The organism is Bradyrhizobium liaoningense (assembly GCF_018130955.1).
GTDB lineage: Bacteria > Pseudomonadota > Alphaproteobacteria > Rhizobiales > Xanthobacteraceae > Bradyrhizobium > Bradyrhizobium liaoningense_C.
In genome coordinates, this window is record NZ_JAFCJM010000005.1 from 1 (window position 1) to 25841 (window position 25841).

At 64.4% G+C, this 25841-nt stretch carries 28 protein-coding genes and 2 pseudogenes; 5 read left to right on the forward strand and 25 right to left on the reverse strand.

The window, feature by feature from the left end; all coding sequences use genetic code 11:
- Positions 1–190 precede the first annotated feature (190 nt).
- A complete protein-coding gene (locus tag JQ632_RS05380; protein WP_212401251.1) occupies positions 191–1630 on the forward strand; it encodes a short-chain fatty acyl-CoA regulator family protein in 1440 nt (479 codons plus the stop codon).
- A gap of 149 nt (positions 1631–1779) precedes the next feature.
- Here the strand turns inward: JQ632_RS05380 and JQ632_RS05385 are convergent, their stop codons facing one another.
- The 13 genes from JQ632_RS05385 to JQ632_RS05445 form a co-directional block, all read right to left on the reverse strand.
- Positions 1780–2871, reverse strand: coding sequence for a YeeE/YedE family protein (locus JQ632_RS05385; protein WP_212401252.1), 1092 nt, complete (start codon positions 2869–2871; stop codon positions 1780–1782).
- 99 nt (positions 2872–2970) lie between these two features.
- Positions 2971–3414 carry a DsrE family protein gene (locus JQ632_RS05390; protein WP_212401253.1) on the reverse strand — a complete coding sequence of 148 codons (444 nt, stop codon included), beginning with the start codon at positions 3412–3414 and terminating at the stop codon, positions 2971–2973.
- Positions 3415–3591: 177 nt separating this feature from the next.
- Positions 3592–4017, reverse strand: a complete 426-nt coding sequence (locus JQ632_RS05395) for a cytochrome c family protein (protein ID WP_212401474.1) — start codon at positions 4015–4017, stop codon at positions 3592–3594.
- Positions 4018–4040: 23 nt separating this feature from the next.
- On the reverse strand, positions 4041–4946 hold the full coding sequence (locus JQ632_RS05400; RefSeq protein ID WP_212401254.1) for a S9 family peptidase: 906 nt from the start codon (positions 4944–4946) through the stop codon (positions 4041–4043).
- A 14-nt stretch (positions 4947–4960) separates the two neighbouring features.
- Entirely contained in the window at positions 4961–5425 is a 465-nt protein-coding gene (locus JQ632_RS05405) for a hypothetical protein (RefSeq protein ID WP_409363468.1), read from the reverse strand.
- Positions 5422–6114, reverse strand: coding sequence for a c-type cytochrome (locus tag JQ632_RS05410; RefSeq protein WP_249151419.1), 693 nt, complete (start codon positions 6112–6114; stop codon positions 5422–5424). The genes JQ632_RS05405 and JQ632_RS05410 overlap by 4 nt, the downstream gene beginning before the upstream one ends.
- A complete protein-coding gene (gene soxC / locus JQ632_RS05415) occupies positions 6098–7369 on the reverse strand; it encodes a sulfite dehydrogenase (protein WP_212401256.1) in 1272 nt (423 codons plus the stop codon). The genes JQ632_RS05410 and soxC overlap by 17 nt, the downstream gene beginning before the upstream one ends.
- Before the next feature lie 6 nt (positions 7370–7375).
- On the reverse strand, positions 7376–9067 hold the full coding sequence (gene soxB / locus JQ632_RS05420) for a thiosulfohydrolase SoxB (protein WP_212401257.1): 1692 nt from the start codon (positions 9065–9067) through the stop codon (positions 7376–7378).
- A gap of 27 nt (positions 9068–9094) precedes the next feature.
- The gene (soxA, locus tag JQ632_RS05425; RefSeq protein ID WP_212401258.1) at positions 9095–9916 is read right to left on the reverse strand and encodes a sulfur oxidation c-type cytochrome SoxA; all 822 of its coding nucleotides are present in this window, start codon (positions 9914–9916) and stop codon (positions 9095–9097) included.
- A gap of 28 nt (positions 9917–9944) precedes the next feature.
- Positions 9945–10271, reverse strand: coding sequence for a thiosulfate oxidation carrier complex protein SoxZ (gene soxZ / locus JQ632_RS05430; RefSeq protein WP_212401259.1), 327 nt, complete (start codon positions 10269–10271; stop codon positions 9945–9947).
- 18 nt (positions 10272–10289) lie between these two features.
- Positions 10290–10742: a thiosulfate oxidation carrier protein SoxY gene (gene soxY / locus JQ632_RS05435; protein ID WP_212401260.1), complete on the reverse strand. Its 453-nt coding sequence runs from the start codon at positions 10740–10742 to the stop codon at positions 10290–10292.
- A gap of 18 nt (positions 10743–10760) precedes the next feature.
- A complete protein-coding gene (gene soxX, locus JQ632_RS05440) occupies positions 10761–11216 on the reverse strand; it encodes a sulfur oxidation c-type cytochrome SoxX (protein WP_212401261.1) in 456 nt (151 codons plus the stop codon).
- Positions 11217–11343: 127 nt separating this feature from the next.
- Positions 11344–11925: a thioredoxin family protein gene (locus JQ632_RS05445; protein ID WP_249151421.1), complete on the reverse strand. Its 582-nt coding sequence runs from the start codon at positions 11923–11925 to the stop codon at positions 11344–11346.
- Between the two features lie 98 nt (positions 11926–12023).
- Here JQ632_RS05445 and JQ632_RS05450 point away from each other — a divergent pair, with 98 nt between their 5' ends.
- Complete coding sequence (locus JQ632_RS05450) at positions 12024–12734, forward strand: hypothetical protein (protein WP_249151423.1); 711 nt, start codon at positions 12024–12026, stop codon at positions 12732–12734.
- Position 12735: 1 nt separating this feature from the next.
- Here JQ632_RS05450 and JQ632_RS05455 read toward each other — a convergent pair whose 3' ends face one another.
- Positions 12736–13467, reverse strand: coding sequence for a cytochrome c biogenesis CcdA family protein (locus JQ632_RS05455; protein ID WP_212401263.1), 732 nt, complete (start codon positions 13465–13467; stop codon positions 12736–12738).
- A gap of 75 nt (positions 13468–13542) precedes the next feature.
- On the opposite strand from JQ632_RS05455, the gene JQ632_RS05460 reads away from it, so the two are divergent.
- The 3 genes from JQ632_RS05460 to JQ632_RS05470 all read left to right on the forward strand — a co-directional run bounded on the left by JQ632_RS05460 (position 13543) and on the right by JQ632_RS05470 (position 15446).
- Positions 13543–13914 (forward strand): thioredoxin, encoded by a 372-nt coding sequence (locus tag JQ632_RS05460; protein WP_212401264.1) that lies wholly within the window; start codon positions 13543–13545, stop codon positions 13912–13914.
- A gap of 29 nt (positions 13915–13943) precedes the next feature.
- Positions 13944–14294 (forward strand): metalloregulator ArsR/SmtB family transcription factor, encoded by a 351-nt coding sequence (locus JQ632_RS05465; RefSeq protein WP_074116877.1) that lies wholly within the window; start codon positions 13944–13946, stop codon positions 14292–14294.
- Between the two features lie 72 nt (positions 14295–14366).
- Positions 14367–15446, forward strand: coding sequence for a YeeE/YedE family protein (locus JQ632_RS05470; protein ID WP_212401265.1), 1080 nt, complete (start codon positions 14367–14369; stop codon positions 15444–15446).
- Positions 15447–15524: 78 nt separating this feature from the next.
- On the opposite strand, the pseudogene JQ632_RS39275 reads toward JQ632_RS05470, so the two are convergent.
- The 11 genes and pseudogenes from JQ632_RS39275 to JQ632_RS05520 all read right to left on the reverse strand — a co-directional run.
- Positions 15525–15635, reverse strand: a pseudogene (locus tag JQ632_RS39275) (sugar ABC transporter ATP-binding protein); the annotation flags it as partial.
- Positions 15636–15647: 12 nt separating this feature from the next.
- Entirely contained in the window at positions 15648–15851 is a 204-nt protein-coding gene (locus tag JQ632_RS39280) for a hypothetical protein (protein ID WP_249151425.1), read from the reverse strand.
- A gap of 143 nt (positions 15852–15994) precedes the next feature.
- Positions 15995–16291: pseudogene (locus JQ632_RS05480) on the reverse strand (acetyl-coenzyme A synthetase N-terminal domain-containing protein); the annotation flags it as partial.
- A gap of 20 nt (positions 16292–16311) precedes the next feature.
- Positions 16312–17238, reverse strand: coding sequence for an alpha/beta fold hydrolase (locus JQ632_RS05485; protein WP_212401266.1), 927 nt, complete (start codon positions 17236–17238; stop codon positions 16312–16314).
- Positions 17239–17346: 108 nt separating this feature from the next.
- The gene (locus tag JQ632_RS05490) at positions 17347–17775 is read right to left on the reverse strand and encodes a phasin family protein (protein WP_212401267.1); all 429 of its coding nucleotides are present in this window, start codon (positions 17773–17775) and stop codon (positions 17347–17349) included.
- Positions 17776–17799: 24 nt separating this feature from the next.
- Positions 17800–19746 carry an acyl CoA:acetate/3-ketoacid CoA transferase gene (locus tag JQ632_RS05495; RefSeq protein WP_212401268.1) on the reverse strand — a complete coding sequence of 649 codons (1947 nt, stop codon included), beginning with the start codon at positions 19744–19746 and terminating at the stop codon, positions 17800–17802.
- A 4-nt stretch (positions 19747–19750) separates the two neighbouring features.
- Positions 19751–20848, reverse strand: coding sequence for a class III poly(R)-hydroxyalkanoic acid synthase subunit PhaC (phaC, locus tag JQ632_RS05500; RefSeq protein ID WP_212401269.1), 1098 nt, complete (start codon positions 20846–20848; stop codon positions 19751–19753).
- Positions 20845–21504 carry a poly(R)-hydroxyalkanoic acid synthase subunit PhaE gene (locus tag JQ632_RS05505; protein WP_212401270.1) on the reverse strand — a complete coding sequence of 220 codons (660 nt, stop codon included), beginning with the start codon at positions 21502–21504 and terminating at the stop codon, positions 20845–20847. Before JQ632_RS05505 ends, phaC begins: the two co-directional genes overlap by 4 nt.
- Positions 21497–22690, reverse strand: coding sequence for an iron-containing alcohol dehydrogenase (locus tag JQ632_RS05510; RefSeq protein ID WP_249151427.1), 1194 nt, complete (start codon positions 22688–22690; stop codon positions 21497–21499). Before JQ632_RS05510 ends, JQ632_RS05505 begins: the two co-directional genes overlap by 8 nt.
- A 45-nt stretch (positions 22691–22735) precedes the next feature.
- Positions 22736–24121, reverse strand: a complete 1386-nt coding sequence (locus JQ632_RS05515) for an aldehyde dehydrogenase family protein (protein WP_212401271.1) — start codon at positions 24119–24121, stop codon at positions 22736–22738.
- Between the two features lie 10 nt (positions 24122–24131).
- A complete protein-coding gene (locus JQ632_RS05520; protein WP_212401272.1) occupies positions 24132–25784 on the reverse strand; it encodes an acetolactate synthase large subunit in 1653 nt (550 codons plus the stop codon).
- Positions 25785–25841 lie beyond the last annotated feature (57 nt).

The following is a 25841-nucleotide window of genomic DNA, read 5'->3' on the forward strand; positions in this document are numbered from 1 at the left end:
CCCCTGGATGGCCCGGTCGCTGATGCCGCGCGGTTGGAAATTCATGTCCGTGATCCCTTCGATGACGACAAACTGGCAGCGTTTGTACGCCCGCCGGCGCCGGCGACCAGCCAAGTCAGGGAAAACTTGTCACACTTTACAAGAATTCAGTGTATAGCTGTAAGAATCTTACACTTCCCGAGGCCCCGCTATGACCACCTCCGGCGCCCGCTCGATCTTCATGGGACCGCGACTGCGGCGGCTGCGGCGCGACCTGGGGCTGACCCAGGCGGACATGGCGGCCGATCTGGAGATTTCCGCCCCCTATGTCGCGCTGCTGGAGCGCAATCAGCGGCCGGTGACGGCGGATATGCTGCTGCGCCTCGCCCGCACCTACAAGATCGATCTGGCCGATGTCGCAGGCGACGGCGGCGCCGATCACACGGCGCGGATGCAGTCCGTCCTGAAGGATCCGATGTTTTCCGACATCGACATCCCCGCGCTCGAAATCAGCGACCTCGCCGTCAGCTATCCCGGAATGACCGAGGCATTCCTTCGCCTCTACACCGCCTATCGCGAAGAGCAACTGGCGCTGGCGGAACGCAGAGACCCCGCGATGGCGGGCGCAGCCGCATCTTCGGGTCATGACAATTTTGACGCCAACGATCCCGTCGCAGACGTCAGGCGGTTTCTCGCCGCGCGTCGCAACAATTTTGCCAATCTCGACGACGCTGCCGAACGCATCGCTCAAGACTCCTCCGGGACGGCCGGCTTCATCGAGCGGCTTCGGACTCGCCATAACCTTCAAGTCCGCTATCTGCCGCCCAATGTCATGCTCGGCGCGGTCAGGCGCCTGGACCTGCATCGCAGGCAATTGCTGCTCGAGGATTCGCTCGACACCGCTAGTCTGCATTTCGAATTGGCCAAGCAACTCACTTATCTCGAAATGGAAGACGAGATCGCGGCCGCACTGGAAGCCGGCAAGTTCACGTCCGAGAGCGCCCAGCTATTGGCACGGCGGGCGCTCGGCGCCTATGCCGCAGCTGCCCTCATCATGCCGTACTCCGCATTTGCAAAGGCGGTCGACGCGCGTCGTTACGATCTTGAGGCGCTCGCGCGCCAGTTCGGCACCAGTTTTGAGCAGACCGCCCACCGCGTCACGACCTTGCAGCGGCCCGGACTCGAGAAGATCCCGTTCTTCCTGATCCGTGTCGATCCCGCGGGCAATATTTCGAAACTGCTCGACGGTGCCGGATTTCCGTTCGCCAAGCACGGCGGCGCATGCCCGCTGTGGTCGGTCCATGGGATCTTCAAGACGCCACGTCAGATCGTGACGCAGTGGCTGGAACTGCCTGACGGGAAGCGGTTCTTCTCCATCGCCCGCACCGTCACCGCCGGCGGCGGCTCGTTCGGCGCCGCGCGCGTGGAGCGGGCCATCGCGATCGGCTGCGCCGCCGAACATGCGGGGCAGCTGATCTACACGCGCGATCGAAAGGAGCCGCCTGCCGACGAGCCGACGCCGATCGGCGTCGCATGCCGCGTCTGCCACCGCCCAAGATGCACCGCGCGCTCCGCGCCGCCCATCGGACGCGAGCTGCTGCCCGATGATTTCAGGACGCTGAGCGTGCCGTTCGGGTTCTCGGCGGACTGAAGCGACGCGTCGGACATGTTGATGGTCGGCGCGCGGATGCTATTGACGCTGCCATGGGCAGACCAAACACCCGCGCGCTGGAGCGGCAAGCCGGAGAGGTGGCGGCGTTGGTGCGCAAGAAATGTAGCTTAGCAAATCATAAAACATGATCAGGCGCGCGACGCGGGCGAACCCGCCGTCTGCTGCGGTTGCGGCGCGCCGCCATGGTCGACGAGCAGGTCCGTGAGCCCCGCTCCCAGCCACATGCCGCCGAGCACGAGCCAGGCGGTGAGTGCGAACACCGAGGCGCCGGTCACGCCGGCACCGACTGCGCAGCCGCCGGCAAGCATCGCGCCGAATCCCATCATCACGGCGCCGAGCAGATAGCGTCGCATGCCGAGCCCGTCCGAGAATCCCTCGAGCGCCAGCTCATGCGCACGCGCGGCCGCGATGAAGGAGCCGAGGAATACGCCGGGAATGATGCCGAGATCAAAGCCGAGCCGGAGCTGCGAACTGTTCAGCACCAGCATCAGCAGTTCCGCCGACGGTCCGCTGAAGGTGAGGCTCTTCAGCGTCACCGGCGCAAACGAAGCCTGCGAGAGCTGGTAGGTAAAGAACCAGCCGGCAACCACCGCCGCGCCGGTTGCGAGCGCGGAGAGGATCAGGCGGCGCGGCAAGTCGCTGCGAAAGGCGAAGGCGAGACCCGCGATCAGCCACAAGCCGCCGAAGGCGAGCTTTTCGGGCAAGCCTGCGCCGAACAACGCCATGATGTCGCGCGACGGTCCGCCGTCGACCAGCCACAGATTGGTGACCCATTCGCGCGCGGGCGACAGCAATCCGCGATAGGACGCCTGCGCTGTCACCGCGAACACCAGGCCCGACAGCAGGGCCCTGAGATTGCCATTGGCCGAGAGCACGAGCAGCCGGCTGGCGCACCCGCGCGCCAAAATCATGCCGCAACCGAACATCACCCCGCCCGCGAGCGCGCCGGAGATACTGCCCTGCTGCGCGAGCTGCCGCGCCTCGGAGACGTCGAGCAAGCCGAGCGCGACAAAAGCCTGCGTGCCCAGAAGAGCCGCGGCAAAGGTCAGCAGCCAGACTGCAAGGCGCGGGCCGCCCTCACCGCGGGAGAATTCGACGGCCGCGGCGCGCAGGCAGAAGCGGCTGCGCTGGGCGAAGAAGCCGAACAGGCCGCCGACCAGAAGGCCGCCGAGCCATGACAGCCGGTCCTCGCCGAGGAGATCGATGAGTGGCGTCAGCACGGCCGCCTTCCATTGAGGTCCGCCAATCTATCGCGCGGCGCGGCCTCACCAAATGAGCCAAATCAAGGCCCCGAGCTTTGCAGGAGATCGCCGCGCCGGTCAGGGGCGCAGATAGGCATAGCCCTGCTGTTGCAGCTCGGCGAGCCGAACGACGCCGCCCTTCTCGGCCACCACGAAGCCGGGCGTGAGGTCGTCGAGCTTGACGCCCTGCGCCTTCATCGTGTTGGCGCAGGCATCAAATCCGACGCCGGCGTCAGTGAGCTTCTTCATCATCGCAACTGTGTGGTCCTCGGCCGCCAGCGCGTGGAAGGCGCGCAGCGCCGGCCCATGCACGACCAGCCTGATATCGGCCTTGCCCGGCCCGCCGACGCCGTCGACATGGTTCTGGAGGTTGCCCAGCACGAAGACGACCCGCTCGGCATCGGCGAGGTGATAGACGACGCGCTGTCGCGCGGGCGTTTCCGTCGCCGCGGCCGCCTCGCGCACAGCAAGAGCGCCAAATAGTCCGGCAAGGCTCGCGCGAAGCATGGATCGACGCCGCATGGTCCCTCCTATCGTGTCTGCTTGATGTATTCGGCAATGCGACTGGCCGCGTCTTCCCGCGAACAGGTCCAGGACAAATGGTTCGTATCTTCGGTCGTCTCGCGCTGCACTCCAGAACGCAATCCCGTGCCCGAGACGCTCGGTCCTCACGATCGGTTGTGCGCCAATCCCAGCAATTTACTGCTTGGCCTTTCCGTCCTTGTCAAACTGGGCAATGAAGGCCCAGAGATCATTGATTTCTTTTTCGTTCTTGATCCCGGCAAACGCCATCTTGGTGCCGGGTATCTTCGCCTTGGGGTCCCTGATGTAGTCCTTGAATTGTGCCTCGTTCCACGTGATCCCGGAATTCTTGTTGGCATCGGAATAATTGTAGTCTGGCGCGACACCCGACTTCCGGCCGTCGAGGCCGTTGAGCTCGGGTCCAACCTTGTTTCTGGCTCCCTCGCCGACTGCGTGGCAAGCCAGGCACTTGTTGAATGAGGACTTGCCTGCCGCAAAATCCTGCGCAGACGAGGTCAAAGCTCCTGCGAGCAGAACGACAGCCGACCCGAGGAGCCGCGCGGCAACGACACCAGATCGTCTGGCAAGGCGCGCGCGAGGCATGAATCGACACTGCATGGTCACTCCTATCGTGTCTGCTTGATGAATTCGGCGATGCGGTCGGCGACATCCTCCGCGAACAGGTCGCGGAAGAAATGATCAGCGTCCTCGATTCTATCGAGCTGGACCCTGCCGCCGCTCGAATCGGCAAGCGTCGCGAAGGTCGCTGCCACATCGGGCACGACCGTATCCTTGGTTGCGGCGAGCACCAGCACCGGCAGCTTCAGCCGTGCGACAAGCGCGGCCGTGTCCTGGCCGGCATCGGCGCCATAGAAGGAGACGAAGGCGCGCGCCGTCACCACCGCGTTGCGGCAATAGATGAAGCCCGGCGCATCCATCCATTCTCCACCGTGTCCCGCCGCGACGAGCTTCGTCGCCCGTTCCAGCAGCGGCTCTAGCGGCTTGCCGTAGGTCTGGGCATAGGAGGCGCGCAAGTCAGCCTCGGCTTTCGCGGTCACCGGCGCCAGCAGCACCGCGCCCGCGGCCGGCGAAGATTCGCTTGCTGCCAGATAGCGCGCGACCTGGTTGCCGCCGCGCGAATGACCGAGTGGAAAGACGAACCGGGACATGCTCCTTGCCCTCGTCACCCAGGCGGCGATTTCGCCGACCGCATCGTCGGCGACGTAGTCGTGCCGCGTGGCGCAGTCATACATGCCCTTGCGGCGATCGAGCCCCAGCGACAGCGTATGCGCGAGTGAGGCGATGCCGCGCTGCTCCAGCGCCTTCGCCACGCCCTGAATGACCTCCATGTCCTTGTGCGCGAGCGTGCCGTGGGTCATCACGACGAGCGGCGTGTCGGGTCCCATCGATGCCGGCGTGCGCAACGTGGCAAGCGTCGTGCGGCCATCGACCGACAGTTCGAGCTCCTGCTCGGCGGCGCCGGCAGGCCGCGCAAGAGTGAGCAAGACAGCCAGTCCCATCAACCATCGCATCGGCGTCTCTCTCCTCAGGGACGGACGATCGTCCAGTTCTTTTCCGCAAGATCCATCAGCGCGGCAACACCGACCTGGGTGACGCTGACACCCTCGATCAGCGGCGGCCGCCGGCCTTCTTCCTTCGCCGCGAGCGTCTCCAGCGTATTGCCGCAGGCGATGAAGCTCACATTGGGCATCGATTTCAAAAAATTCACCAGGCGCTCCTTCACCGGCGAGCGATCGTCCAACAGCATGTCGAGGCCGCCGTTGAAGGCGACCACCACGATCTCGACGTCCTCACCCTGTCCCGAATAGTGTCGCGAGACGTTGGCTGCAACATCGAGAACGGCCCGCATCTTGACCGGATCGTCGTCACTGATCTGCAGCGCGAGCCTGTGCGGCTCGGCCGCCCGGGACGGAGCAACGTTCGTCACGACAGAGGCGGCAGCGACCAGCCCGCGAAGCAATCCGCGGCGGCTCGCCTGCCCGCGGCTCACTCTACGCCCCGCGACTTCTTGTCCTTGCTGTCCTCAGGGGTCACGTCAATCGCAGCGGCGCGCGCGGTGATCTTCACCGGCGCGATGCAATCCTTCATGCAAGGATCCTTCTGCCAGAACGACTTCTCCGTGGCGGCGCGATCGTCCATCACAAATCCCTGCTCGTTCGGCATCTTGATCGCAGCGAGGTTCTTGTTGGTCAGCTCGAAGTTCTGGTCGGTGATGACGTCGTTCAGGAACAGGACGTAGGCGACCAGCGCATAATATTCGTCGACGGATAACGACTCCGCATTGCCATAGGGCATGGCGTGACGGACGTAGTCGAACACGGTCGAGGCGTAGGGCCAGTAGGAGCCCACCGTCTTGACCGGATTGTCTGACGTCAGCGAGCCCTTGCCGCCGGCCAGCACCGGCCAGCGGCCGTTGCCTTCGCCGAACTCGCCGTGGCAGGACGCGCAATTGTCCATGAACAGCTTTTCGCCCTGGGCAACCGTGCCCTTGCCGTCCGGCAGCCCCAGACCATCTGGCCGCACGTCGATATCCCAGCCGCGGATTTCCGCCGCGGTCGGCGCGCGGCCGATGCGATAGCGCGGGCCGCCTTTGGCATCGGTCTTCTGCTGCGTGAGCGCGGGCGCGCTCATCGCGCAAACGAGCAGCGCCGCGGCCGCGACCTTAAGCGACTTCGACATTCTCGACCTCACCATTGGCCTGAACATGCCAGGTCTGGATGCCATTGTTGTGATAGATGGAGTTGACGCCGCGGATCTTGCGCAGCTCGGCCTTGCTCGGCTGCACATAGCCGGTCTCGTCCTGCACCCGTGATTGCAGCAGCAGCGGCGCGCCGTTCCAGTCGAACTCGTAGTAGAAGCGCGTCAGCGCCTTGTCGAGCACCGGCCCGTCGAGCCGCGCCGGCCACCAGTTGCGGCCGCCATCGAGCGAGACGTCGACGCGCTTGACCTTGCCGTTGCCGCTCCAGGCCAGGCCCGAGATGATGGTGAAACCCTTGCCGTGCCTGATCGGCGCCTGCGGACTGGGGCTCGTGATCACCGACTTGGCGTCCATCGACCAGGTGAAGCGACGCGCCTTTCCGTTGGGCATCAAGTCAGTGTATTTCGACGTCTCCTCGCGGGTGTGCCAGGGCTGGTCGCCGACCTTGATGCGGCGCAGCCACTTGACCCAGAGATTGCCTTGCCAGCCCGGCACCACGAGCCGCATCGGATAGCCCTGCTCGGGATAGAGCGCCTCGCCGTTCATCTTGTAGGCGATGATGCAGTCGTCGAGCGCCTTCTCGATCGGCAGGCTGCGATCCATCGCGGCGGCATCGGCGCCCTCGACCAGCAGCCACTTGCCGTTGCTCTTGACGCCCGCTTCCTCCAGCAGCGTGCGCAGCGACACACCGGTGTACTGCACGCAATGGATCATGCCGTGGGTGAACTGGCAGCCATTGAGCTGGGCGCCCCGCCACTCCATGCCGGAATTCGCCGCGCACTCCATGAAGTGGATGCGATTGACGCGGGGATAGCGCTTGAGCTCCTCCAGCGTGAGGATCAGCGGGCGCTCCACCAGCCCGTGGATCATCAGCCGGTGATCGGCCGGATCGATCTCGGCGATGCCGCCGTGATGGCGCTCGAAGCAGAGACCGTTCGGCGTGATGATTCCGTCGAGCTCATGCAGCGGAGTGAAGCTCACCGAGGACTCGCGCGAGGCGGTCAGCCATTCGACGTCACGCCGGACGACGTCCTTCTCGAATTTCGACGGCTTGCCATAGGGACGCACGGCGACGCCTTCGCCGAGCGACTTGGTCCATTCGGGTACGCTGGGCGGCTGATTTGCGGGATTGCCGCCGCCGGCGAAGGCGGGCTTGGCGAGCACCGACGCCGCAACGCCGGCACCAGCGGCCAGGAAAGTGCGTCGGGATTGCCGGGGACTGTCCATCTTCGACATCGCTTCTTACGCTCCGGTCACTTTGACAGCTCTGTTGGGTTCGAGGCGAACCGTCTTCTGTCGGGTCATATAGTTGGCGACGACCTCCCAGATCGGCGGCCCTTCGGTTCCTTCGTTGACGCTGGCCCAGCCCGCGACCTGATATTCCCTTGCGGGATCGATCGGCGCACCGGTCTTGACCAGCTGCATGTCCGAGATGCGGTGGCCTTGCGGCTTTGCGACATCGATCGCGTAGGAAAGTCCGCCGATCCGCACCATATCACCGCCCTGCTGATAGTAGGGATCGACGTTGAAGAGATTGTCGGCGACGTCCTCGATGATCTCCTTCAGGCGCGCGCCGGTCATGCCCATGCGATAGACCGCCGGATAGGTGATGGCGGTCGCGTTGGTGACGTCCTCGAAGGTGACGTCCTGTCCGGGCAGCACGCTGGTGCCCCAGCGGAAGCCCGGCGAGAGCGCGATCTCGGCGTCGCGCTCCTGCAACAGCGCCTGGCAGATCAGGTCGTCGAAGGTGCCGTTGAAATTGCCGCGCCGGTAGAGCAGCGAATCCGTCCTGCCCAGCACCTTTGACAGCTCCGATGCGAAGGGCTTGCGCACCTCGGCGATCTTCGCGGCCATCTCGGCATCCGCGGCGATCACATCGGAAAACAGCGGAATGAGCTTGTATCTGTAAGCCCTGACCTCGCCGTCGCGGACATCGAGATCGAGCCGCGACACGAACTTGCCGGACGAGCCCGACGCAATCAGAAGTGTCTTGCCGACCTTGACCGCCTCGGGCAGCGCGTCGTGGGTATGCCCGGTCAGGATGACATCGATGCCCTTGACGCGGCCCGCAAGCTTGCGATCGACGTCGAAACCGTTGTGGGACAGCAGCACGACGAGCTGCGCACCACCCCTGCGGGCCTTGTCGACCTGCGCCTGCACGTCCTCCTCGCGCACGCCGAACGACCAGTTCGGAATCATCCAGCGCGGATTGGCGACCGGCGTATACGGGAAAGCCTGACCCAGCACCGCGATCTTGACGCCGCCGCGCTCGATCATGGTCGAGGGTTCGAAGGCGGCCTCGTTCCATTCGGTGTCGCGGATGTTGAGGCCGAGGAACGGAAAGCCGAGCCCTTCGATCGCCTGCTTGACGCGCTCGGTACCGTAGGTGAATTCCCAGTGGCCGGTCATGGCGTCGGGCTTGAGCAGCGCCATGCAGTCGATCATGTCCTGACCGCGCGTCTTCAGCGACGACCACGAGCCCTGCCAGGTGTCGCCGCCGTCGAGCAGCGCGACCTTGTCGCCGCGCTCGGCACGGATCGCCTTGATCACGGTCGCGGCGCGGTCGAGACCGCCGATCCGGCCATAGGTCTTCGCCAGCGCCTCGAAATCCTCCGACGTCAGGGCGTAGGCCGCCGACGAGCCGGGCGCGATACCGAAGCGCGCAAGGAGTTCCTTGCCCGTGACGTGCGGCGGCAGGCCCTTCGCCTCACCGACGCCGAGATTGGTCGAGGGCTCACGGAAGTACAGCGGCATGAGCTGGCCGTGAATGTCGGTCACATGCACCAGCGTGACGTTGCCAAGCGGCTCGAACGCCAACAGCTCCTTCTCGGTCAGGCGCTGCTGGGCGAATGCCCGGGTCAAGCTCGAGCCCACGCCGCTCGCCAGCGTCGCCGTTGCCGCAGCAACCTGAATGAACTCGCGGCGAGAGATCATGCGCAATGCTCCAGGAGGTTCATCGTTTCAGTTGCGCACTGCGGGGGTTTCGACCGGCAACCCGATGCCGCGCCAGGCGACATAGAGCTCGAGGGCGAGGAACTCGTCCGACAGCGGCTTGAACGGCTCGGCGCGCACGTCGAACATGCAGCCTTCGAAGCGCTCGTGCAGCGGCACCAGGCGCTGGTCGCGCAGCCGATAGGTCGGAAAGCCGTTGGTCTGGCCCTGGCTGAGAAAATCCGCGCGCATGAACTTGCCGTTGTTGCGCTCGTGGCAGGATTCGCAGGCGAGATCGAGCTGGCCAAAACGCGTGTAGTAGATCGCCTTGCCGCGCTCGAACCAGGGCGACATCGGGCCGTCGCTCTTCACCGTCACCGGCATGCCGTGCGATTGGTATCGCACGAAGGCGGTCATGTCGGTCAATTCCTGGGATTTGAATTTCCAGGGCTCGGCCTTCATGTGGTCGGTCCGGCAGATATTGATGCGCTGCTCGAGATTGACCGGCTTCTTCAGCTTGTCGTCCCATTTCGGCATGGCGGCGCCGACGCCCTTCATGCTCGTCTCAGCCTGGCCGTGGCAGCTCATGCAGGACTTGCCCTCAGTGCCCTCGACCTTCTTCCAGACGTCCGCGGCACGCTCCACGGCGAGGAAGCCCGGGTTTTCGAGATCGTCGTCCTGCAACGCGCGGGTCTCCTTGCTACGGAACTCGTAGCCGGAGATGATGGTCTTGAAGACGTGTCCGGGCGGCGCCGGGATGCCCTTGCGTTCGGTCTCCTGCGCGAAGGCACAGGTCGCCACCGACGCGGACGCGAGCCCCGCTGCGGCGAGCCCGACAAATCGTTGCAGCATCCGTTCCTCCCTCGAAGCGCCGCGCGCGTCAGGCCTTGAGCGCGATCTTCTCTTCGGCTGTGATCACCGTGCCGTCGTCGTCGGTCCAGGAGAACTTGAAGGTTCCGGCCTCGTCCACCTTGGCGCTGAACTGGACGTAGGGATTGGCGGAGATCGCCGGCTCCAGCGCGCAGGAGAACACGGGCTTGCCGTTGAACTCGCAGGCAAACTTGTTGATGATCTTGCGCGGGATCGCCTTGCCCTGCGCGTCCTTGCGCTGGCCCGATTCCATGACGTGCGAGACCAGGGTCTTGATCTGGATGACCTCGCCCTTGGCCGCTTCCTTCGGAAGCTTGATGCGCGGTTTGTCTGCCATCTGTCTTCTCCTAAGCTTTTAGCCGCCGCAGCCGCCGATCGTGACCTTGACGGTCTTCTGCTCCGTGAACAGTGTGCCGTCGCTCATTTTCGCGACCGCAACCACGTTCTGGGTCGTCGCGAGCCGGATTCGGATCGAGGCCTCCGCCTTGCCCGACAGCGGGGTGAACGACAGCGTCGCAACGCCCGCATTCGGATTGCCGTCGGCGATGATCAGGACGTCCTTGACGTAGGACTCCGCGGTCATCGGGCTCTCGATGTTGATCGACAGCGGCACGGTGTTGCCGTTCTCCGCGATCTCCGGCAGGTCGAGCGAGATCTTGCCCTTGGCTGGCTGCTTGCCGCCGGTGAACTTCTCGATCCACTTCGCCGCATCGTTGGTGACTTCGGCATCGGCCGCCATGGGCATCAGGGTCAGCATGACGAAGCCGCCCCCGAGCGCAAATGCCTGCCGTCGATTGATGGCTTTCATTCCTGATCCTCCTCGCCGTCAGTTCAGCGTCTTGAGAAAAGCGATGACGTCCTCGACCTGCGCGGCCGTCAGAATCGACTTGCCGACGAATTCCGGGCGCACCCGGCTCAAGCCTTCGTTCCTGAAGAACGCGGGCATGACCGTGTCGGTGAAGATGCGCTTGGGGTCGGCGACGATGAGGCGCAGTTGCGCCTCGGTGTAGCGGCCGGCGACGCCGTCGAGCGACGGACCGAACTCGCCGTGGAATTCCTCGGACTTCAGGCTGGTGACCTGATGGCAGGCCAGACAGTTGCCGAGCGTGCGCGTCAAGAACACCTTCCTGCCGGCCTCGGCATTGCCGGGCGTGCCGGTCAGGGATTTCGGCAAGGCGTCGTTGACGATATCGAGCTTGATCGGCGTCTTCGCCGGCTCCTGGGCGCAAACGCCGGCAGCCGACAGACACAGTGCAACCGCAGCCGCAAGCGAGCACCGCATGTTCCCTACCCTTTGGCGAGGTGACGCCCGCCTTTGATTGCGATGGACTCACGATCCATCAAATTCAGTTATTATGATATGTTCATATAAACGGCGGCGTCAAGCGGAATTCACAAACCGCTGTCAGCTAGCCGTTTGCAGCGAGAAAATCCCGGAACGAGCCGCGCTCATAGGCCCGCTCCCGCACAAAACGAAACATCGCCAGGAAATGCGGCGGCTTGAGATAGCCCGGCGCCCGCGCCACCTCTCGCGCCATCGGCTCCTTGGCCTCGATGCCGGCGGACGACGGCGGAAAGAACTGGAACGTCGGGGTGAACCTGATCCCGTATTTCTGGGCGAGATCCTTCTCGGTCAATTCCTGCCGATCAAGGTCCGTCACCTTGCGGGAGCCGATCAGATTGAGCTGCAGCACCTCGAAATTGTCGCGGATGTATTTCGCGATGCCGGCATCGGCAAAGTTCACCAGATGCGTTTCGCGGCAATAGGGGCAGCCGCGCAGCTCCCACATGATCGCGAGCCGCTTGCCGCTGGCCGCAGCGCTCTCGAGGTCCTCACGCAGATCGAGGAAGCTCTGGAGAAACCATGGCTCGTGATAGAGGCCATCATCACCGAGCGCCGGCTCGGCCCTCGCCTCGCCGCGGCCCACCGCAAGGGCGGCGCCGGGCGCCAATGCAAGAAAAGAGCGACGCGTCGGCCGGTTGAGCGACATCGGGGATTTCCACCTTCGAGCATCTTGCACGTCGATCGTTTTTATTATGATATTCAAATACTCGAATGTGACAAGGATTTCCCATCTTGCGCTGCATCATGATCCTGCTGGCGTGGCTGGCTTCGAGCGGGCCCGGGCTCGCTGCCGAAGCCGGCAACCGCAAGGACTTCGCGTCGACCATGTCGTCCGTGATGGCCAATCTGCGTAGCGCAGCAAGTTATGCCCGCACCGGCAACTTCGCGTTGGCACAGATGGAGACGGACGAAGCCGCGGCAGCGTGGAAACAATTTCATGATGGAACTGCTGCGACGCCCCCGTCCCCTTACCTGCCGACCGCATGGGCGGAATTTCTCGCCAATGGCGATGAGCGGCTCACCTCAGTAGCGCGCGCGCTCGACGGCGCAGACAACGGCGCCGCCGGTCGCGCGTTGCACGCACTTCGCCAGTCCTTTCACGATCTCAGGCGCAGTTCCGGGCTATACGACCTCGGCGATTGCGTCTTCGAGATCGTGCCCGCGATGGAGAGGCTCCGCATCGCCGCGAACATCTATCGAGAACAAGCCACGCCCGCGCGTGTCGAAGATACCGTCGCCGCGGCGGGCGCATTTCGCGACCGCCTGCAGCGCTGCAACGATTGGGCCGGCGCCGACATTGGCAGACAACCGGAATTTCGCCGCCTGATCGACGGCGCGATCGCGAGCAGCGGCGAGATCGCCCATGCCGCGATGGCCGGCGACGGGCCGCTCGTGCATCGCTACCTCATCGAGCTGCAGTCCTACGCTCAGCTCCTGGATTTCCGCTACGGTTAGCTCAGCCGATGCGGGTGAGCGCGGGGAACTGCTCGAGCAGCCATTCCGACGCCGCCGGCATCAACCCGGTCAGGAACATCAATCCGGTCGCGACCAGAAAGGCGCCCATCGTCTTCTCGACCAGGCCGAGATGCCGGCGCGCGCGGCCGAGCGCCGCCATGAAGCGACCGGTGAAGGCTGCCGCGACCAGGAATGGAATGCCGGTCCCGGCCGAATAGGCGAAGAGCAGCAGCGCGCCTCTGCCGGTGGTGTCCTCGGACCCCGCCATCATCAGGACGGCGGCGAGAATGGGCCCCGCGCAGGGCGTCCAGCCGAAGGCGAACGCAAGGCCCATGATGAAGGCACCGGCCACGCCGGCCGGCCGGTTGTCGATCTGTACCGTCGCGCTGCGATAGAGCAGCGGAATCCTGAGCACGCCGAGAAAATGCAGGCCCATGACGATGATCAGGACGCCGGCGACCATGCCGAGCGTCGAGAGATGCGCGGAGATGAAGCGCCCGGCGATCGATGCGGTCGAGCCGAGCGCGACGAAGACCAGCGAAAACCCCGCCACGAAGGCCAGCGCGGAGACGAGGATGCGCGGCCGCAGATCGGGCCTGCCGCTCGACAGGTCCGTGACCGAGACGCCCGCCATGTAGCAGAGAAAGGGCGGTACCAGGGGCAGGATGCAGGGCGACAGAAATGACAACAGGCCGGCGGCAAAGGCCGCGCCAAGCGTGACATCCAAAATCATTGCGCCTCATCCCTATTACATATACGAATTTAATGATATAAGAAGCCAAGGAAGTCCAGAGGTCGTTCCGTGGGGATGAGCCGAATCATCGCATTGCTCGCAGCCCTTGCCGCGCTCGCGCTCCCGGCAACGCGTTCGCGCGCCGCCGAGCTCGTCATGTTCGAGCGTGTCGGCTGTGTCTGGTGCGCGCGTTTTGACGCCGAGATCGCGCCGATCTACGGCAAGACTGAGGAAGCCCGGGCGGCGCCGCTCCGCCGCGTCAGCCTGAACGCCCCCCTTCCCGCCGATCTCTCTGCAATCGATCCCGGTGCCTTCACGCCGACCTTCGTCGTGGTAAAAGAGGGCCGTGAGATCGGGCGCATTCGCGGCTATCCGGGGGACGCCTTCTTCTTCGGCCTGTTGGACCGGATCCTGGCTGGATCAGGATCGGGACAAGGCGGGTCGTGACCACAGACGTCTTTGGGGAATTTGACGCGATGCCATTGCCAAAGCTGAAGGAGATCGAGGGGTCCGCCGAACTCGAGCAGATGATCGAGAAGGCGCGCGAAGCGAGCGACATGCTCAAGGCTCTGTCGCATGAATCCCGGTTGCTGTTGCTTTGCATTCTCGCCGAAGGCGAGAAATCCGTGACCGAGCTCGAGCAGTTCCTCGGCGAGCGGCAGTCGACCGTCTCCCAGCAGCTCGCGCGGCTCAGGCTCGACCGGCTCGTGACGACCCGCCGCGACGGCAAGGCGATCTACTACAGCCTCGCCAACGAGGACGTGCGCAAGATCCTCACTGCCATCTACGATGTCTTTTGCGAGCCGGTGCGGCGGCGGCGCCGGTAATTCTGCGCGCTGGATTTTCGCCCCCTCCCAGCGCAGACTGCCCGACAAGCAGAACAAGCATCCCGGGGAGGCATGCTGAGTCCCTCGACCATAGCATTTGCATGCGGACTGGCTGCTGGTGGCGTGCTCGGCGTAGCGGGCCGCGCCGGCCGTTTTTGCACGCTCGCGATGCTCGAGGATGCGTTCTTCGGGGCGGATCTTCGCCGGCTGAAATCCTTCGCTCTGGCTGCGGCGGTCGCCCTGCTCGCGACCCAGGCGCTCGTCGAATTCGGCATCGTCGACCTGTCGCGGTCGATCTACCTGACGTCGTCGATCGGCATCGGCGGCGCGATCATCGGCGGGCTGATGTTCGGCATCGGCATGGCGCTGGTCGGCACCTGCGGCTTCGGTACGCTGGTCCGGATCGGCGGCGGCGATCTGCGGGCCATCGTGGTCTTTCTCGTGCTCGGCCTCTCGGCGCTCGCCACCATGCGCGGCATCACCGGTGTGCTGCGCGTGATGCTGGTCGAGCCGTTGTCGCTGCGGCTCTCCGAGGGCAACAACCAGACACTGACCTCGCTGCTCGGCGCAGGGAGCGCAATGCGTGCGATCCTCGTCGTGTCGATTGCCGCTGCGCTTGCCTTCTGGGCCCTCGCCGACGGCAGGCTGATCCGATCGCCGCGACTATTGGCCTCCGGCCTTGCCGTCGGCGCCGCGATCGCGTTCGGCTGGTTTGCGACCGGATGGCTTGCCGATGACGAATTCGATCCGGTGCGGGTCTCCTCGCTCACTTTTGTCGCTCCACTCGGCGACACCATCCTCTACATTGCGACCTTCTCCGGTGCGCGCCTCAATTTCGGCATCGGCTCCGTTGCCGGCGTCGTGGCGGGCTCTCTTGCCGCGGCGCTGCTCGCGCGCGGCTTCCGCTGGGAAGCGTGCGATGACGCGCGCGAATTGAAGCGCCACATGACCGGCGCGCTTCTGATGGGCATCGGCGGGATCATGTCGATGGGATGCACCATCGGACAGGGATTGACCGCGTTTTCGACACTCGCGCTCTCGGCGCCGGTCACGATGCTGGCGATCGCCTGCGGCGCGCGGCTGGGGCTTGAGTTCACGATGACCGGCGAGTGGCTCCCGGCAGTCCGCAAGCTGTTCGGCGTCTCGATGTGACCACCTCCGCTCCAGGGGCCCGCCTCATCGTTTTACGCGCCAGGTTTCAAGGAGAGCCGTTCCTTAATCACGGCATCAGGGACCGACGAGCACGACGAACTCGCCGTCCTCGATGTCGACGCTCACGCCGTGCATCACCTGGACAGAGCCGAAGCGTTTGACGACCTTCCTGACTTTGCCCCCGCCAATGTCGGCTCTCCCCTACTGCGGGATCGCGATCTGCATCTTCACATCGCCCTTCGGCGCGGAGGCAGCAATTTCAAACGCACGGACGCTATCGTCGAATGCGAACGTGCGGGTGATCAGCGGTTTCACGTCGATCGCACCTGACGACAGCATAGCGACACATCGCGGAAAGATGTGAGCATAACGGAAGATGTTCTCGACCCTCGCCTCGCGCACCATGGCAGCGCCGGCATCATACGCAATCGGCTGTGATTGCCCCCCGATCATCACGACCCGCGCACAATGGTTCGAAGATGCTGGCAGCCGCTTTGGGACTGCCGGTCGCCTCGAGCACGATCTCCGCGCCCCAGCCATCGGTGGCCGCGAGAATCTGCTTTGCCGGATCCTGTTTCGTCACGTTGGGCGAGGTGCCGGTCGATGCAGTTCCAGGCAACGTTGAGCACGCCGTCCTCGAACCATTTGATGGAGACGTTGCCGGGCGCAAAGGAGACGTTCTCGATCCTGGTCGGCGCCTTCATCCAGTCGATGCGCTTAGCCTGTTCGGCCCAGAAGCCGTTCGGGTCCGAGATCGAACGGGCGTACATATCCTTGTATTTGGCCTGGTCGACCCAGGCGCGCTTCGTCCATTCAGCCGGCACATCGTAGATCTTCTCTGGGATGGCTGCATCGAGGGTTACGGCTATCCATCTCTCTCTCCAAAACCGGAAATCGTGTCCTTGAGCAGAAACTGCGTGACCACGTCGATCTGCTCCGGGGCCATCAGCGGCGGCACATGCCCACAGTCGTCGAATTGGAAGACGTTGGCCATCCGATTGCGCTTTCGCATTTCCGCCGCGAGATCGAACGACAGCAGATCAGAATGCACGCCGCGCAGAACCAGCACCGGTACCTTGATGGCTTCCCAGTAGGCCCAGAGGTTCAGGGGCTGGAACCACGGCAGCCGGAATCCCTTCGCGATCGTCGGATCGCATAGCAGGGCATAGCCCTGTCGGGCATCGTCCCAGCGGATGCTATGCTCGGTCAGATGCCGCCAATGCTCGTCGCCCAGTCTGCCGTAGGGGGCGAGCACGGTTCGAAAGTACTTTTCGGCATCCTCGATCGTCTTGAATAGCGCCGGCATATTGCCGATGTACCGGCCGATCCGCTGCAGTCCCGTCGACGACACGAAAGGGCCGATGTCGTTGATGACGAGCTTGCGCACGATGCTGCCGGAGAAGCCGGCCATGATCATGCCGATCAAGCCACCTAGCGAAGTCCCGACCCAATCCACCTCGGAAACGCCCAGGCGCGCGATCAATGCGTTCATGTCGGCACAATATTGCGGCAGCGCGTAGTGATCGGGATTGCTGATCCAGCCGCTGCGTCCGCGACCCGGCAAATCCGGGCAAATCACACGCCGGCCAGCGGCCGCCAGCCGCTCCGCCAGGTGGTCGAAATCCCGCCCCTGCCGCGTCAGCCCGTGAACGCAAACGATCGGCCGCTCGTCGTCGACGGGCCCCCAATCAGCATAGGCCAGTTGATGGAAGCCGGACGGCGAAAGGCCCAGGACGACATCCTCTCGATCCGGTTGCCGGGACTTCGGCCTCCCAACGGCGAGCCTGCGCATTACCTCTCCAGCCGCTTCAAACATCTCACTCCTCTGCTGAACTCGCGTGGGTACGGCCGGGCCCGCCGCCGCCGACCGTCCTGCGACTGACCCGATACGATCCAGGCGCTACGTCTTGCCCTGACCTGGAAGAAACGCCGTTCGCATCTTCTCGAAATCCTCGGCCATTCGCTGCTTCACCACGTTGAAGACCTCGGTGTTCGACTTGACGGTCATTTCCGCGAGCTCGCGCGTGCTCGCGAGCGCGGTTTCGAACGCCTTGCGGGCGAATTCGCCCTGCTGCTGGCTCGACAGTTTCATGTCGCGCAGTGCCGTCGTGAGTTGCTCGGACGTGGCGCGCAGGATCTCCAGTTGACGCTGCGAAATTGCGGCCGCACCTTCCGCCGTCAGTTGTGCGGCCCTGGACATGGCCTCGATGTTCTTGCGCTGGCTTTCCATCAGCGCGTCGATATCCACGCCCGGAATTTTGAAGCTCTCCGTCAGCCTGGCAAGCTGTTCCTTCATCGCCTTCGTGGCCGCATCGATTTCCTCGGTCATCACCTTCTCCCTGGGGTTATCGCCCTAGACATCTTCTTTCCGCTGGCTTCGTGCAAAGGCCTGCGCTTCAGCGCGGGTCTCGAAAATATGCGGCGCGACGTGGCGTTCGGCCAATCCCTCGCCCAGCTTGAGACGCATGAACGCGCTGGTGGTGTATCGTGACGCCGAGCTGTAGTAGCGCTGCTCGAGATAAGCGATCATGGAGAAATAGGTGTCGCCAACGACGGGTTCCAAATGGAAACCATCGTAGTTCGCAACCAGCGCGACCGGCTTGCCGACGGCGCGGCAGGCGCGCTCGACCTCGCGGCGGACCAGATCGACGTCCTCGACGGTGCGGACGTCAAACCCCTCGAAATTGACGAACAGCGTGTTGCGCTCGGCATCATAGCTGATGCGGTCGGCTAGTCCCCGGCCGAGCAGCATGTGGGCGAGGCCCATCGGCCCCTCGCGGAAGATCCGCGCATCCATGGGGCGGACGTTGCGAATGACCGGCTCGAAATCCATCTGGCCGAGAATGTCGCGATCGATGTCGATGCCGGGCGCCACCTCGATCAGCTCGACGCCGACGGGTGTCCGCTGCAGAACGCAGCGCTCGGTGACATAGAACACCGGCTGTCCGGTCTCGGCGGCGTGGTCGCCGCTGAAGGTGATCTGCTGGACCGCGGCGACAAATTTCTTCGCGCTTCCTTCCCGCAGGATATGCAGTGCGCCATCCTCGACCGCGATCTTCAGCCCGCCGCTGGTGAAGGTTCCCGCAAACACCAGCTTCTTCGAGCTCTGCGAGATATTGATGAACCCGCCGGCGCCCGCCAGCCGCGAGCCGAAGCAGCTGACATTGACGTTCCCGGCACTATCGGCCTGCGCCATCCCGAGGCAGGCGAGATCCAGCCCGCCGCCGTCGTAAAAATCGAACTGCTGGTTCTGGTGGATCACTGCATCCGGATTGAGCGCCGTTCCGAAATTGAGCCCGCCCTGCGGCATGCCGCCGATGATGCCGGGCTCGGCGGTCAGCGTGAGGAATTTCAGCATGTGCTCTTCGGCGGCAACCGCCGCCACGCCCTCGGGCATACCGATGCCGAGATTGACCACGCCGCCGGGCGGAAGCTCGTATGCGCAGCGGCGCGCGATGATCTTGCGCTCGTCAAGCTCAAGCGGCCTGACGCGGTCCATCGGCACCCGTTGGCGGCCGGAGAAGGCGTGGCTGTATGTCGCGCCATAGGTCTGGACGTGATTGACAGGATCAGCGACGACGACGCAGTCGACGAGGATGCCGGGAATCTGCACCTCGCGCGGATTGAGCGAATTGCTGGCCGCGATGCGCTCGACCTGGACGATGACGAAGCCACGCGAATTCTTCGCGGCCATTGCCATCGCCAGATTGTCCAGCGTCAGGGCTTCGCGTTCCATGGTGATGTTGCCAGCCGGATCAGCGGTGGTGCCGCGCAGTAGCGCGACATTGATCGGAAAGGATTTATAGTGAAGCCACTCCTCGTCATTGATCCGCATTACCTCGACGAGATCTTCGGTCGTGCTTTCGTTGAGCTTTCCGCCTTGCAGTCTTGGATCGACAAAGGTCTTCAGACCCACCTTGGAGATCACGCCGGGCCCACGTGCGGCAATATTGCGATAGAGATGCGAGATGCAGCCAAGCGGCAGATTGTAGGCCTCGATGCGGTTGGCGAGCGCCAGCTCGCCGAGCTTCGGCACCAGCGCCCAGTGCCCGCCGATCACGCGCTTGAGGAGACCGTCATGGGCAAGTCGGTTGAGGCCGCGGTCGCCGGCATCGCCCGGCGCCGCCGCAAACATCAGCGTGAGATCCGACGGGTGGCGAGTTTCGCGAAATCGCTTTTCCAGCGCGATCAACAGCTCGTCGGGCGTGCCGATGCCGACGAAGCCGGATGTGCAGACCGTATCGCGATCGCGGATGATGGCGACGGCCTCATCGGCAGAAACGATCTTGTCCTTGGTCATCGCGTCAATCCCTCGCGGCAAGCCACTCCGAAATGCCCTTGCTCAACGATCCCTGCGACTTGCTCGACACGAACAGGCCGACATGGCCGCCGGGCAATTCGATCTCCGAATAGTCCTTGGTGCCGACGTGATCGCCGAGCGCGCGCGAGCAGGTCGGCGGGATGATGTGGTCGTTCAGCGCGAACACGTTGAGCACTGGCGCGGTCAACTTCGAGAGATCCACAAGCCGCCCCGACAACTCGAATTCGCCCTTCACGAGCTTGTTGTCCTGATAGAGGTCCTTCAGCCACTGCTTGGCAGCCTCGCCGGGATGGGCTGGCCGGTCGGCCAGCCACTTCTCCATGCGCAGGAAGTTCATCAGCTTGGCTTCATCGTCGACGACATCGATCAGGTCGATGTTGTACTTGGTCAGCGAGCGCATCGGCGTCATCAAGGAGAACACCGAGCTCATGAACTCGCCGGGAAGCCCGCCATAGGTGTCAACCAGACGATCGATGTCGGCGCGGTCGAGGCTCCGCGTCCACAGATTGAGGAAGCCGTGGTGGGTGTCGGGATCGTCGCGGTCGGCGTGGAAGTCGATCGGCGTGATCGTGAGCACCAGCCCCTTGACCTTGTCCGGATGCAGCGCCGCATAGCAGGTCGTGAACACGCCGCCCTCGCAGATGCCGAGCAGCGTGATCCGGTCATGGCCGGTCTCGCGGCAGACCCGCTCCACCGCCGCGTGGATGTAGTCGTCGACATAATCGTCGATGGTCAACCAGCGCTCGGTGCGGTTAGGCTGGCCCCAATCGACCAGCCAGAGGTCCAGCCCCTGCGACAGCAGGCTGCGGACCAGCGAGCGGTCTTCCTGCAGGTCCGCCATGGTGTAGCGGCCGATCAGGCCGTAGGCCAGCAGCACCGGCGTATTGACCTTCTGCTCGGTCAGCGGCTCGTAACGAAACAGCTCGACCTTGTCGCGACGCATAACAAGCGTCTTCGGCGTTGCGCCGACGTCGACGTCCTCGTCCTTGATGGTCGACAGCAGCTTGCCGGCCTTGAGCATCTTGTCGGTCATCTCGGCGAATGGCCCGGTCGTGTTCCAGTTCGGCTTCTCGCTGCTCATGCGTCACCCCGTGATGCCGATTCGCCGACCCGGCGTTCGAGCGCCCGCAACTCGCGCCGGAGCTCGGTGAGCTGCCGGGTGACTTCGTCGAAGTCGCGCTGGGTAGGGACCCCCAGGATGGCCGAAATGGTGTCGGCGATATCGGATTGCCGCGCGCGGAATTCGGTTGCCGCCTGCAGCAACTGCTTCTGTGCGACCAGAAACTCATCCGTGCGCTGGTTGGCGATCAGCTCTTCGTTGGCAAGCTCGTTCCAGGCGCCGAGCTCTGCGCGCCAGCCGGCGTCCTTGACCCTTTCATCCGGCGGCCTTGCACTGAATTGCTCCGCGGCGCGCATCCAGGGCTTTGAGGCCACGACGTGATAGGCCGCGAGCTTGCTTTGCAGTTCGCTCCAGGCCGCCGCCACGCTGGCGAGCTTGCGGTCGAAATCGAGGACATCGGCAAGGCGCGGCCCCTTGGCCATCCGCTCGATGGCCTCAGCGAGGTCATTGCCGGCGCTCATGCCGAACCCGCGCTCGGCGGCGCGCTTCATGATGAAGGGCAGCATCGAGTTTGACCAGGTCTCGCTGATGTCGCTGGCACCGGCCATCGCGCGCCAGGACTCCATCCACTGCGCGGCGAGCGGCCCGAATGGATTGGGTTGACTCTCCTCAGCCATGGGAGGCCTGCACAAAACGGTTGCTGCCGTCGCCGAAGGCGGCGCTGTAGATCGCATAGGCGTCGTCGAGCGTCAGCTCCCTGGGGTTATTGACCAGGAGCCGCGTCTGCTTCATCGCGTCCTCGGCGAGCTTCTTCAGATCGTCACGGCCGATCCCGACATCGGCGAGCGAAGCCGGCACCTGGCAGTCGCGACCGATCGCCGTCATCTCGTCGATGAAGGCCCGCGCCTTCTCGGCCTGGCTGCCGCGCAGGCCGGGTTTGACGATCTCGGCGAGCTCCGCATAGAGCGCTTCCGCCGCCTGCAGATTGAACTCAAGCACATGGCGCAGCACCAGTGCGTTCGACAGTCCGTGGGGGACATGGAAGATCGCACCGATCGGATAGGCCAGCGCATGGACGGCGGCGACCGGCGCGTTGGCGAAAGCCATGCCGGCAAGCATCGATCCCAGCAGCATCTGCGCGCGCGCCTCAAGGTCACTGCCGTCCTGGCAGACGCGCCGCACATTCGCCGACAGCAATCCCAATGCCTGCCGCGCCAGTTGGTCGGACATGGGGTTTTTCTTGACCTTGCTGGTATAGGCTTCGATCGCATGCACCATGGCATCGATGCCGGTGGCGGCAGTGACGGAGGCCGGCAGGCCCAGCGTCAGCTCCGGATCGAGGATCGCCCAGTCCGGAATCAGGACCGGCGAGACCACGCCCTTCTTCTCCGTGGTCGGCGTGGTGACGATCGCGATCGGCGTCACCTCGGAGCCGGTGCCGGCGGTGGTCGGCACCAGCAGCAGCGGCAGGCGCTTGCCCTTGGCGAGGCCAACGCCATAGATGTCTTCGAGACGATCAGGCGTTTTCGCGAGATAGGCGACGAGCTTGGCGGTATCGAGCGCGCTGCCGCCGCCGATCGACAGCACCAGCTCGATCTTGTTGTTTTGGCAGGCGGCGACCGCGGCCTCCACCACCTGCGAGGGCGGATCGGCGACGACATCGTCGAACACGCTGACCTCGATGCCGGCCGCCGCCAGCGAGGCCTCGGCGCCTTTGGTGAGACCTGCGCCACGGACGCCTTTGTCGGTCACCAGCATGACGCGCTTGGCGCCGTAGCCCGCGACAAGTTCGTCGATCTTCCGTGAAGCGCCCGGCTCGAACAGAATGTTCGACGGCGCCTGAAAGGTGAATCGTCCGATCATGTTCGCACTCCTCCTGGTCTTGTCATGGCGCTGCATGCAGCCGGCTCACGCCCGCCGATGCAGCACCACCATCTTTTCCTGTGTCATGTCGCGCATGGTGTAGGGAATGCCGCCGACGCCGTAGCCGGCCTCGCGCCGGCCGGCGAACGGCATCCAGTCGGTCCTGAACGTGGTGGGGTCGTTGATCATGACCGCGGAGGCATCCAGCCGCTCGCTGGCGCGCAGCGCCACGTCGATGTCGTCACTGAACACGCAGGCCTGGAACGGCACTCGCAGCGAATTCGCCTGTGCGATCGCGTGATCCAGCTGCGCATAGCGATAGAGGCAGACCACCGGACCGAACACCTCTTCACGCGACACTTTTGCTCCGGCCGGGGGTTCCAGCAGAACGGTGGGTTGCAGCGTGGTTTCAGAGAGACGCTCCCCGCCGATGGCCCGCTTCGCGCCAGCGGCCACAGCCTCGTCAATCCAGTTGGTGATGCGATCGACTTCCTTCGGGTGGATCAGCGGCCCGACTTCGGTTTGTGGAGAGGTCGGATCGCCGGTCCGCAGCTCTGCGACGCGGGCAACCAGGCGCTCACTAAATGCGTCGAAAATCTCATCGTGCACATAAATGCGCTGGGTTGATACACAGACCTGGCCGGCATGGTAGAAGCCGCCCTTCACCAGCGGCTCGATGATGCGCTCGAGATTTGCGCTGCGGTCGACGATCGCCGGCGCCACGCCGCCATGCTCGAGCGCCGAGCGGGTGCCATGCGCGAGCTTGCCGTGCAGCCGCCAGCCGACGCTGGCCGAGCCGATGAAGCTCAGGAAGCTGATGCGCGGATCGCACGCCAGTTGTTCGGCGAGCGCTGAGCCGCGAGGAATGAAGGTCTGGCACCACGCTTCCGGCAGGCCGGCCTCGTGCAGCAGCGCGACGAAGTCGCGGCAGCTCAGCGGCGTCGCGCTGGCCGGCTTGACGATGACAGGGCAACCGACGGCAATCGCCGGCGCGACCTGATGCACGATCAGATTGAGCGGGTGGTTGAATGCAGAAATCGCGAACACGACGCCGATCGGCTCGCGGGTCGTGAAGGCCCAGCGCTTCGCAGACGCCGCCGTCAGCCCCATCGGAATCTCACGCCCGGCAAAGTTCCGCAATTCGTCGGCGGCGCAGTGCAGGCCGTCGATGGCCCGCGTGACCTCGATGATCGCATCCGTCAGCGGCTTGCCGCCCTCGCGGGCGATCTGTCGCGCGAAATGGTCGCGCCGCCCGTCCAGCAGGGCTGCCGTACGCCGCAACACCGCGACGCGCGCATGCGGCGCCAGCCAGCCGTCGCGATCGCCGAGGACGCGCAATGCGGCCCTTAGCTTCGCTTCCATCGCGTCGACATCGTCGACCGGGACCTCGGCAAACGGGACCCGGTCGAACGCCTGCACAACTTGCAACATCGTTCGCTCGTCAGGACGGTTCGACGCCGAGCTTGCGATTGCGCAGCTCATCGACCAGCACCCTGGTGTTCTCGGAATAATCGATCGCGACATCGACGAGATGGACACCGCCGCCCTTGAAGGCTCCCTCCAGCGTCGGCAACAGCCCATCGACCGAGGTGACACGAGAACCCTTGGCGCCGTAGGACTCCGCGTAACGGACGAAATCGGGGTTGCCGAAGGTGAGGCCGAAATCCGGGAAGTCATCGACGGCCTGCTTCCAGCGGATCATGCCGTAGGCGCCGTCATTGAGGATCAGAACGACCAGATTGAGCTTAAGGCGGACCGCGGTCTCCAGCTCCTGGCTGTTCATCATGAAGCCGCCGTCGCCGCAGATCGCCATCACGCGGCGCTCCGGATAGAGCATCGCCGCCATCATCGCCGACGGCAGGCCGGCGCCCATGGTGGCCAGCGCATTGTCGAGCAGCAGCGTATTGGCGACGTAGGTCCGGTAATTGCGGGCAAACCAGATCTTGTACATGCCGTTGTCGAGCGCGACGATGCCGTTCTCGGGAATCACCTGGCGGATGTCGTGCACCAGCCGCTGCGGTGTCACCGGCCAGCGGCTTTCGGTGGCGCGATCGGCGATCCGGCCGAGAATGCCCTCGCGCAACGGCAGGAGGGCCTTGGCGTTCGGCAACCTGCCTTCGAGCCGGTCGGCCAGCAGCTCGAGGCTTGGGCCAACGTCGCCAACTACCTCCGCATGCGGGAAATAGACCTGCTCCACCGTTGCCGGCGTATAGCTGACATGGATTACCTGCGGTCCCTTCGGACCCATGATGAAGGGCGGCTTCTCCACCGTGTCGTGGCCGATCGCGATGATCAGGTCGGCCTGATCGATCGCCTCGTGCACGTAGTCGCGTTCGGATAGCGCGGCGGTGCCCATGTAAAGGCTGGTGCCGCCGGGCACGGTGCCCTTGCCCATCTGCGTCGTGAAGAAGGGAATGCCGGTCCGCCGCACGAAGCCAGCGATGCCGAAGGTCGAGCGCGGCCGGCTGGCGGCCGCGGCGAGCATGATCAGCGGACGCTTGGCCTCCAGGATCATCTCGGCGGCGCGGTCGAGCGCCGCACGATGCGCGACCGGAATCTCGATCGGGTGGATCGGCACCATCGGCACCGGCTCGACCTCGTCACCCGCGATATCCTCGGGCAGCTCGAGCAGGACCGGGCCCGGCCGCTCCTCCATCGCGACGCGGAAGGCGTCGCGCACCAGCGTCGGGATGCTCGCTGCGCTGACGATCTGCCGGGAGAGCTTCGTTAGCGGCTTCATCGACGCGATCACGTCGACGATCTGAAAGCGCGCCTGCCGGCTGCTCATGATCGCCTTCTGGCCGGTGATCATGACCATCGGCATCGCGCCGAGATGCGCATAGGCCGCACCGGTCGAGAAGTTCAGAGCGCCCGGACCGAGAGTGGAGATACACACGCCGGGCCGGCCGGTGAGCCTGCCATGCGTCGCCGCCATGAACGCTGCCGCCTGTTCATGACGGGTCAGAACCAGCTGAATCTTCGAACTACGCAGGGACTCGACGACGTCGAGATTCTCCTCGCCCGGCACGCCGAAGATGCGATCGACCCCTTCATGCTCCAATGCCGCGACCAAAAGGTCAGAGCCTTTTACCATTTATCCCACTCCCTGCTTTCGATCGCGCTGCCGGCGGATTGAGACGCCGGCGTTTCG

Bases quoted from the DNA above. Each gene is read 5' to 3' on its own strand.
- JQ632_RS05380 (WP_212401251.1), top strand. From the start codon at position 191: ATGACCACCTCCGGCGCCCGCTCGATCTTCATGGGACCGCGACTGCGG.
- JQ632_RS05390 (WP_212401253.1), bottom strand. From the start codon at position 3,414: ATGCGGCGTCGATCCATGCTTCGCGCGAGCCTTGCCGGACTATTTGGC.
- JQ632_RS05395 (WP_212401474.1), bottom strand. From the start codon at position 4,017: ATGCCTCGCGCGCGCCTTGCCAGACGATCTGGTGTCGTTGCCGCGCGG.
- JQ632_RS05400 (WP_212401254.1), bottom strand. From the start codon at position 4,946: ATGCGATGGTTGATGGGACTGGCTGTCTTGCTCACTCTTGCGCGGCCT.
- JQ632_RS05410 (WP_249151419.1), bottom strand. From the start codon at position 6,114: ATGTCGAAGTCGCTTAAGGTCGCGGCCGCGGCGCTGCTCGTTTGCGCG.
- soxC (WP_212401256.1), bottom strand. From the start codon at position 7,369: ATGTCGAAGATGGACAGTCCCCGGCAATCCCGACGCACTTTCCTGGCC.
- soxB (WP_212401257.1), bottom strand. From the start codon at position 9,067: ATGATCTCTCGCCGCGAGTTCATTCAGGTTGCTGCGGCAACGGCGACG.
- soxA (WP_212401258.1), bottom strand. From the start codon at position 9,916: ATGCTGCAACGATTTGTCGGGCTCGCCGCAGCGGGGCTCGCGTCCGCG.
- soxZ (WP_212401259.1), bottom strand. From the start codon at position 10,271: ATGGCAGACAAACCGCGCATCAAGCTTCCGAAGGAAGCGGCCAAGGGC.
- soxY (WP_212401260.1), bottom strand. From the start codon at position 10,742: ATGAAAGCCATCAATCGACGGCAGGCATTTGCGCTCGGGGGCGGCTTC.
- soxX (WP_212401261.1), bottom strand. From the start codon at position 11,216: ATGCGGTGCTCGCTTGCGGCTGCGGTTGCACTGTGTCTGTCGGCTGCC.
- JQ632_RS05445 (WP_249151421.1), bottom strand. From the start codon at position 11,925: ATGTCGCTCAACCGGCCGACGCGTCGCTCTTTTCTTGCATTGGCGCCC.
- JQ632_RS05450 (WP_249151423.1), top strand. From the start codon at position 12,024: ATGATCCTGCTGGCGTGGCTGGCTTCGAGCGGGCCCGGGCTCGCTGCC.
- JQ632_RS05455 (WP_212401263.1), bottom strand. From the start codon at position 13,467: ATGATTTTGGATGTCACGCTTGGCGCGGCCTTTGCCGCCGGCCTGTTG.
- JQ632_RS05460 (WP_212401264.1), top strand. From the start codon at position 13,543: ATGAGCCGAATCATCGCATTGCTCGCAGCCCTTGCCGCGCTCGCGCTC.
- JQ632_RS05465 (WP_074116877.1), top strand. From the start codon at position 13,944: ATGCCATTGCCAAAGCTGAAGGAGATCGAGGGGTCCGCCGAACTCGAG.
- JQ632_RS05470 (WP_212401265.1), top strand. From the start codon at position 14,367: ATGCTGAGTCCCTCGACCATAGCATTTGCATGCGGACTGGCTGCTGGT.
- JQ632_RS39280 (WP_249151425.1), bottom strand. From the start codon at position 15,851: ATGGTGCGCGAGGCGAGGGTCGAGAACATCTTCCGTTATGCTCACATC.
- JQ632_RS05485 (WP_212401266.1), bottom strand. From the start codon at position 17,238: ATGCGCAGGCTCGCCGTTGGGAGGCCGAAGTCCCGGCAACCGGATCGA.
- JQ632_RS05490 (WP_212401267.1), bottom strand. From the start codon at position 17,775: ATGACCGAGGAAATCGATGCGGCCACGAAGGCGATGAAGGAACAGCTT.
- JQ632_RS05495 (WP_212401268.1), bottom strand. From the start codon at position 19,746: ATGACCAAGGACAAGATCGTTTCTGCCGATGAGGCCGTCGCCATCATC.
- phaC (WP_212401269.1), bottom strand. From the start codon at position 20,848: ATGAGCAGCGAGAAGCCGAACTGGAACACGACCGGGCCATTCGCCGAG.
- JQ632_RS05505 (WP_212401270.1), bottom strand. From the start codon at position 21,504: ATGGCTGAGGAGAGTCAACCCAATCCATTCGGGCCGCTCGCCGCGCAG.
- JQ632_RS05510 (WP_249151427.1), bottom strand. From the start codon at position 22,690: ATGATCGGACGATTCACCTTTCAGGCGCCGTCGAACATTCTGTTCGAG.
- JQ632_RS05515 (WP_212401271.1), bottom strand. From the start codon at position 24,121: ATGTTGCAAGTTGTGCAGGCGTTCGACCGGGTCCCGTTTGCCGAGGTC.
- JQ632_RS05520 (WP_212401272.1), bottom strand. From the start codon at position 25,784: ATGGTAAAAGGCTCTGACCTTTTGGTCGCGGCATTGGAGCATGAAGGG.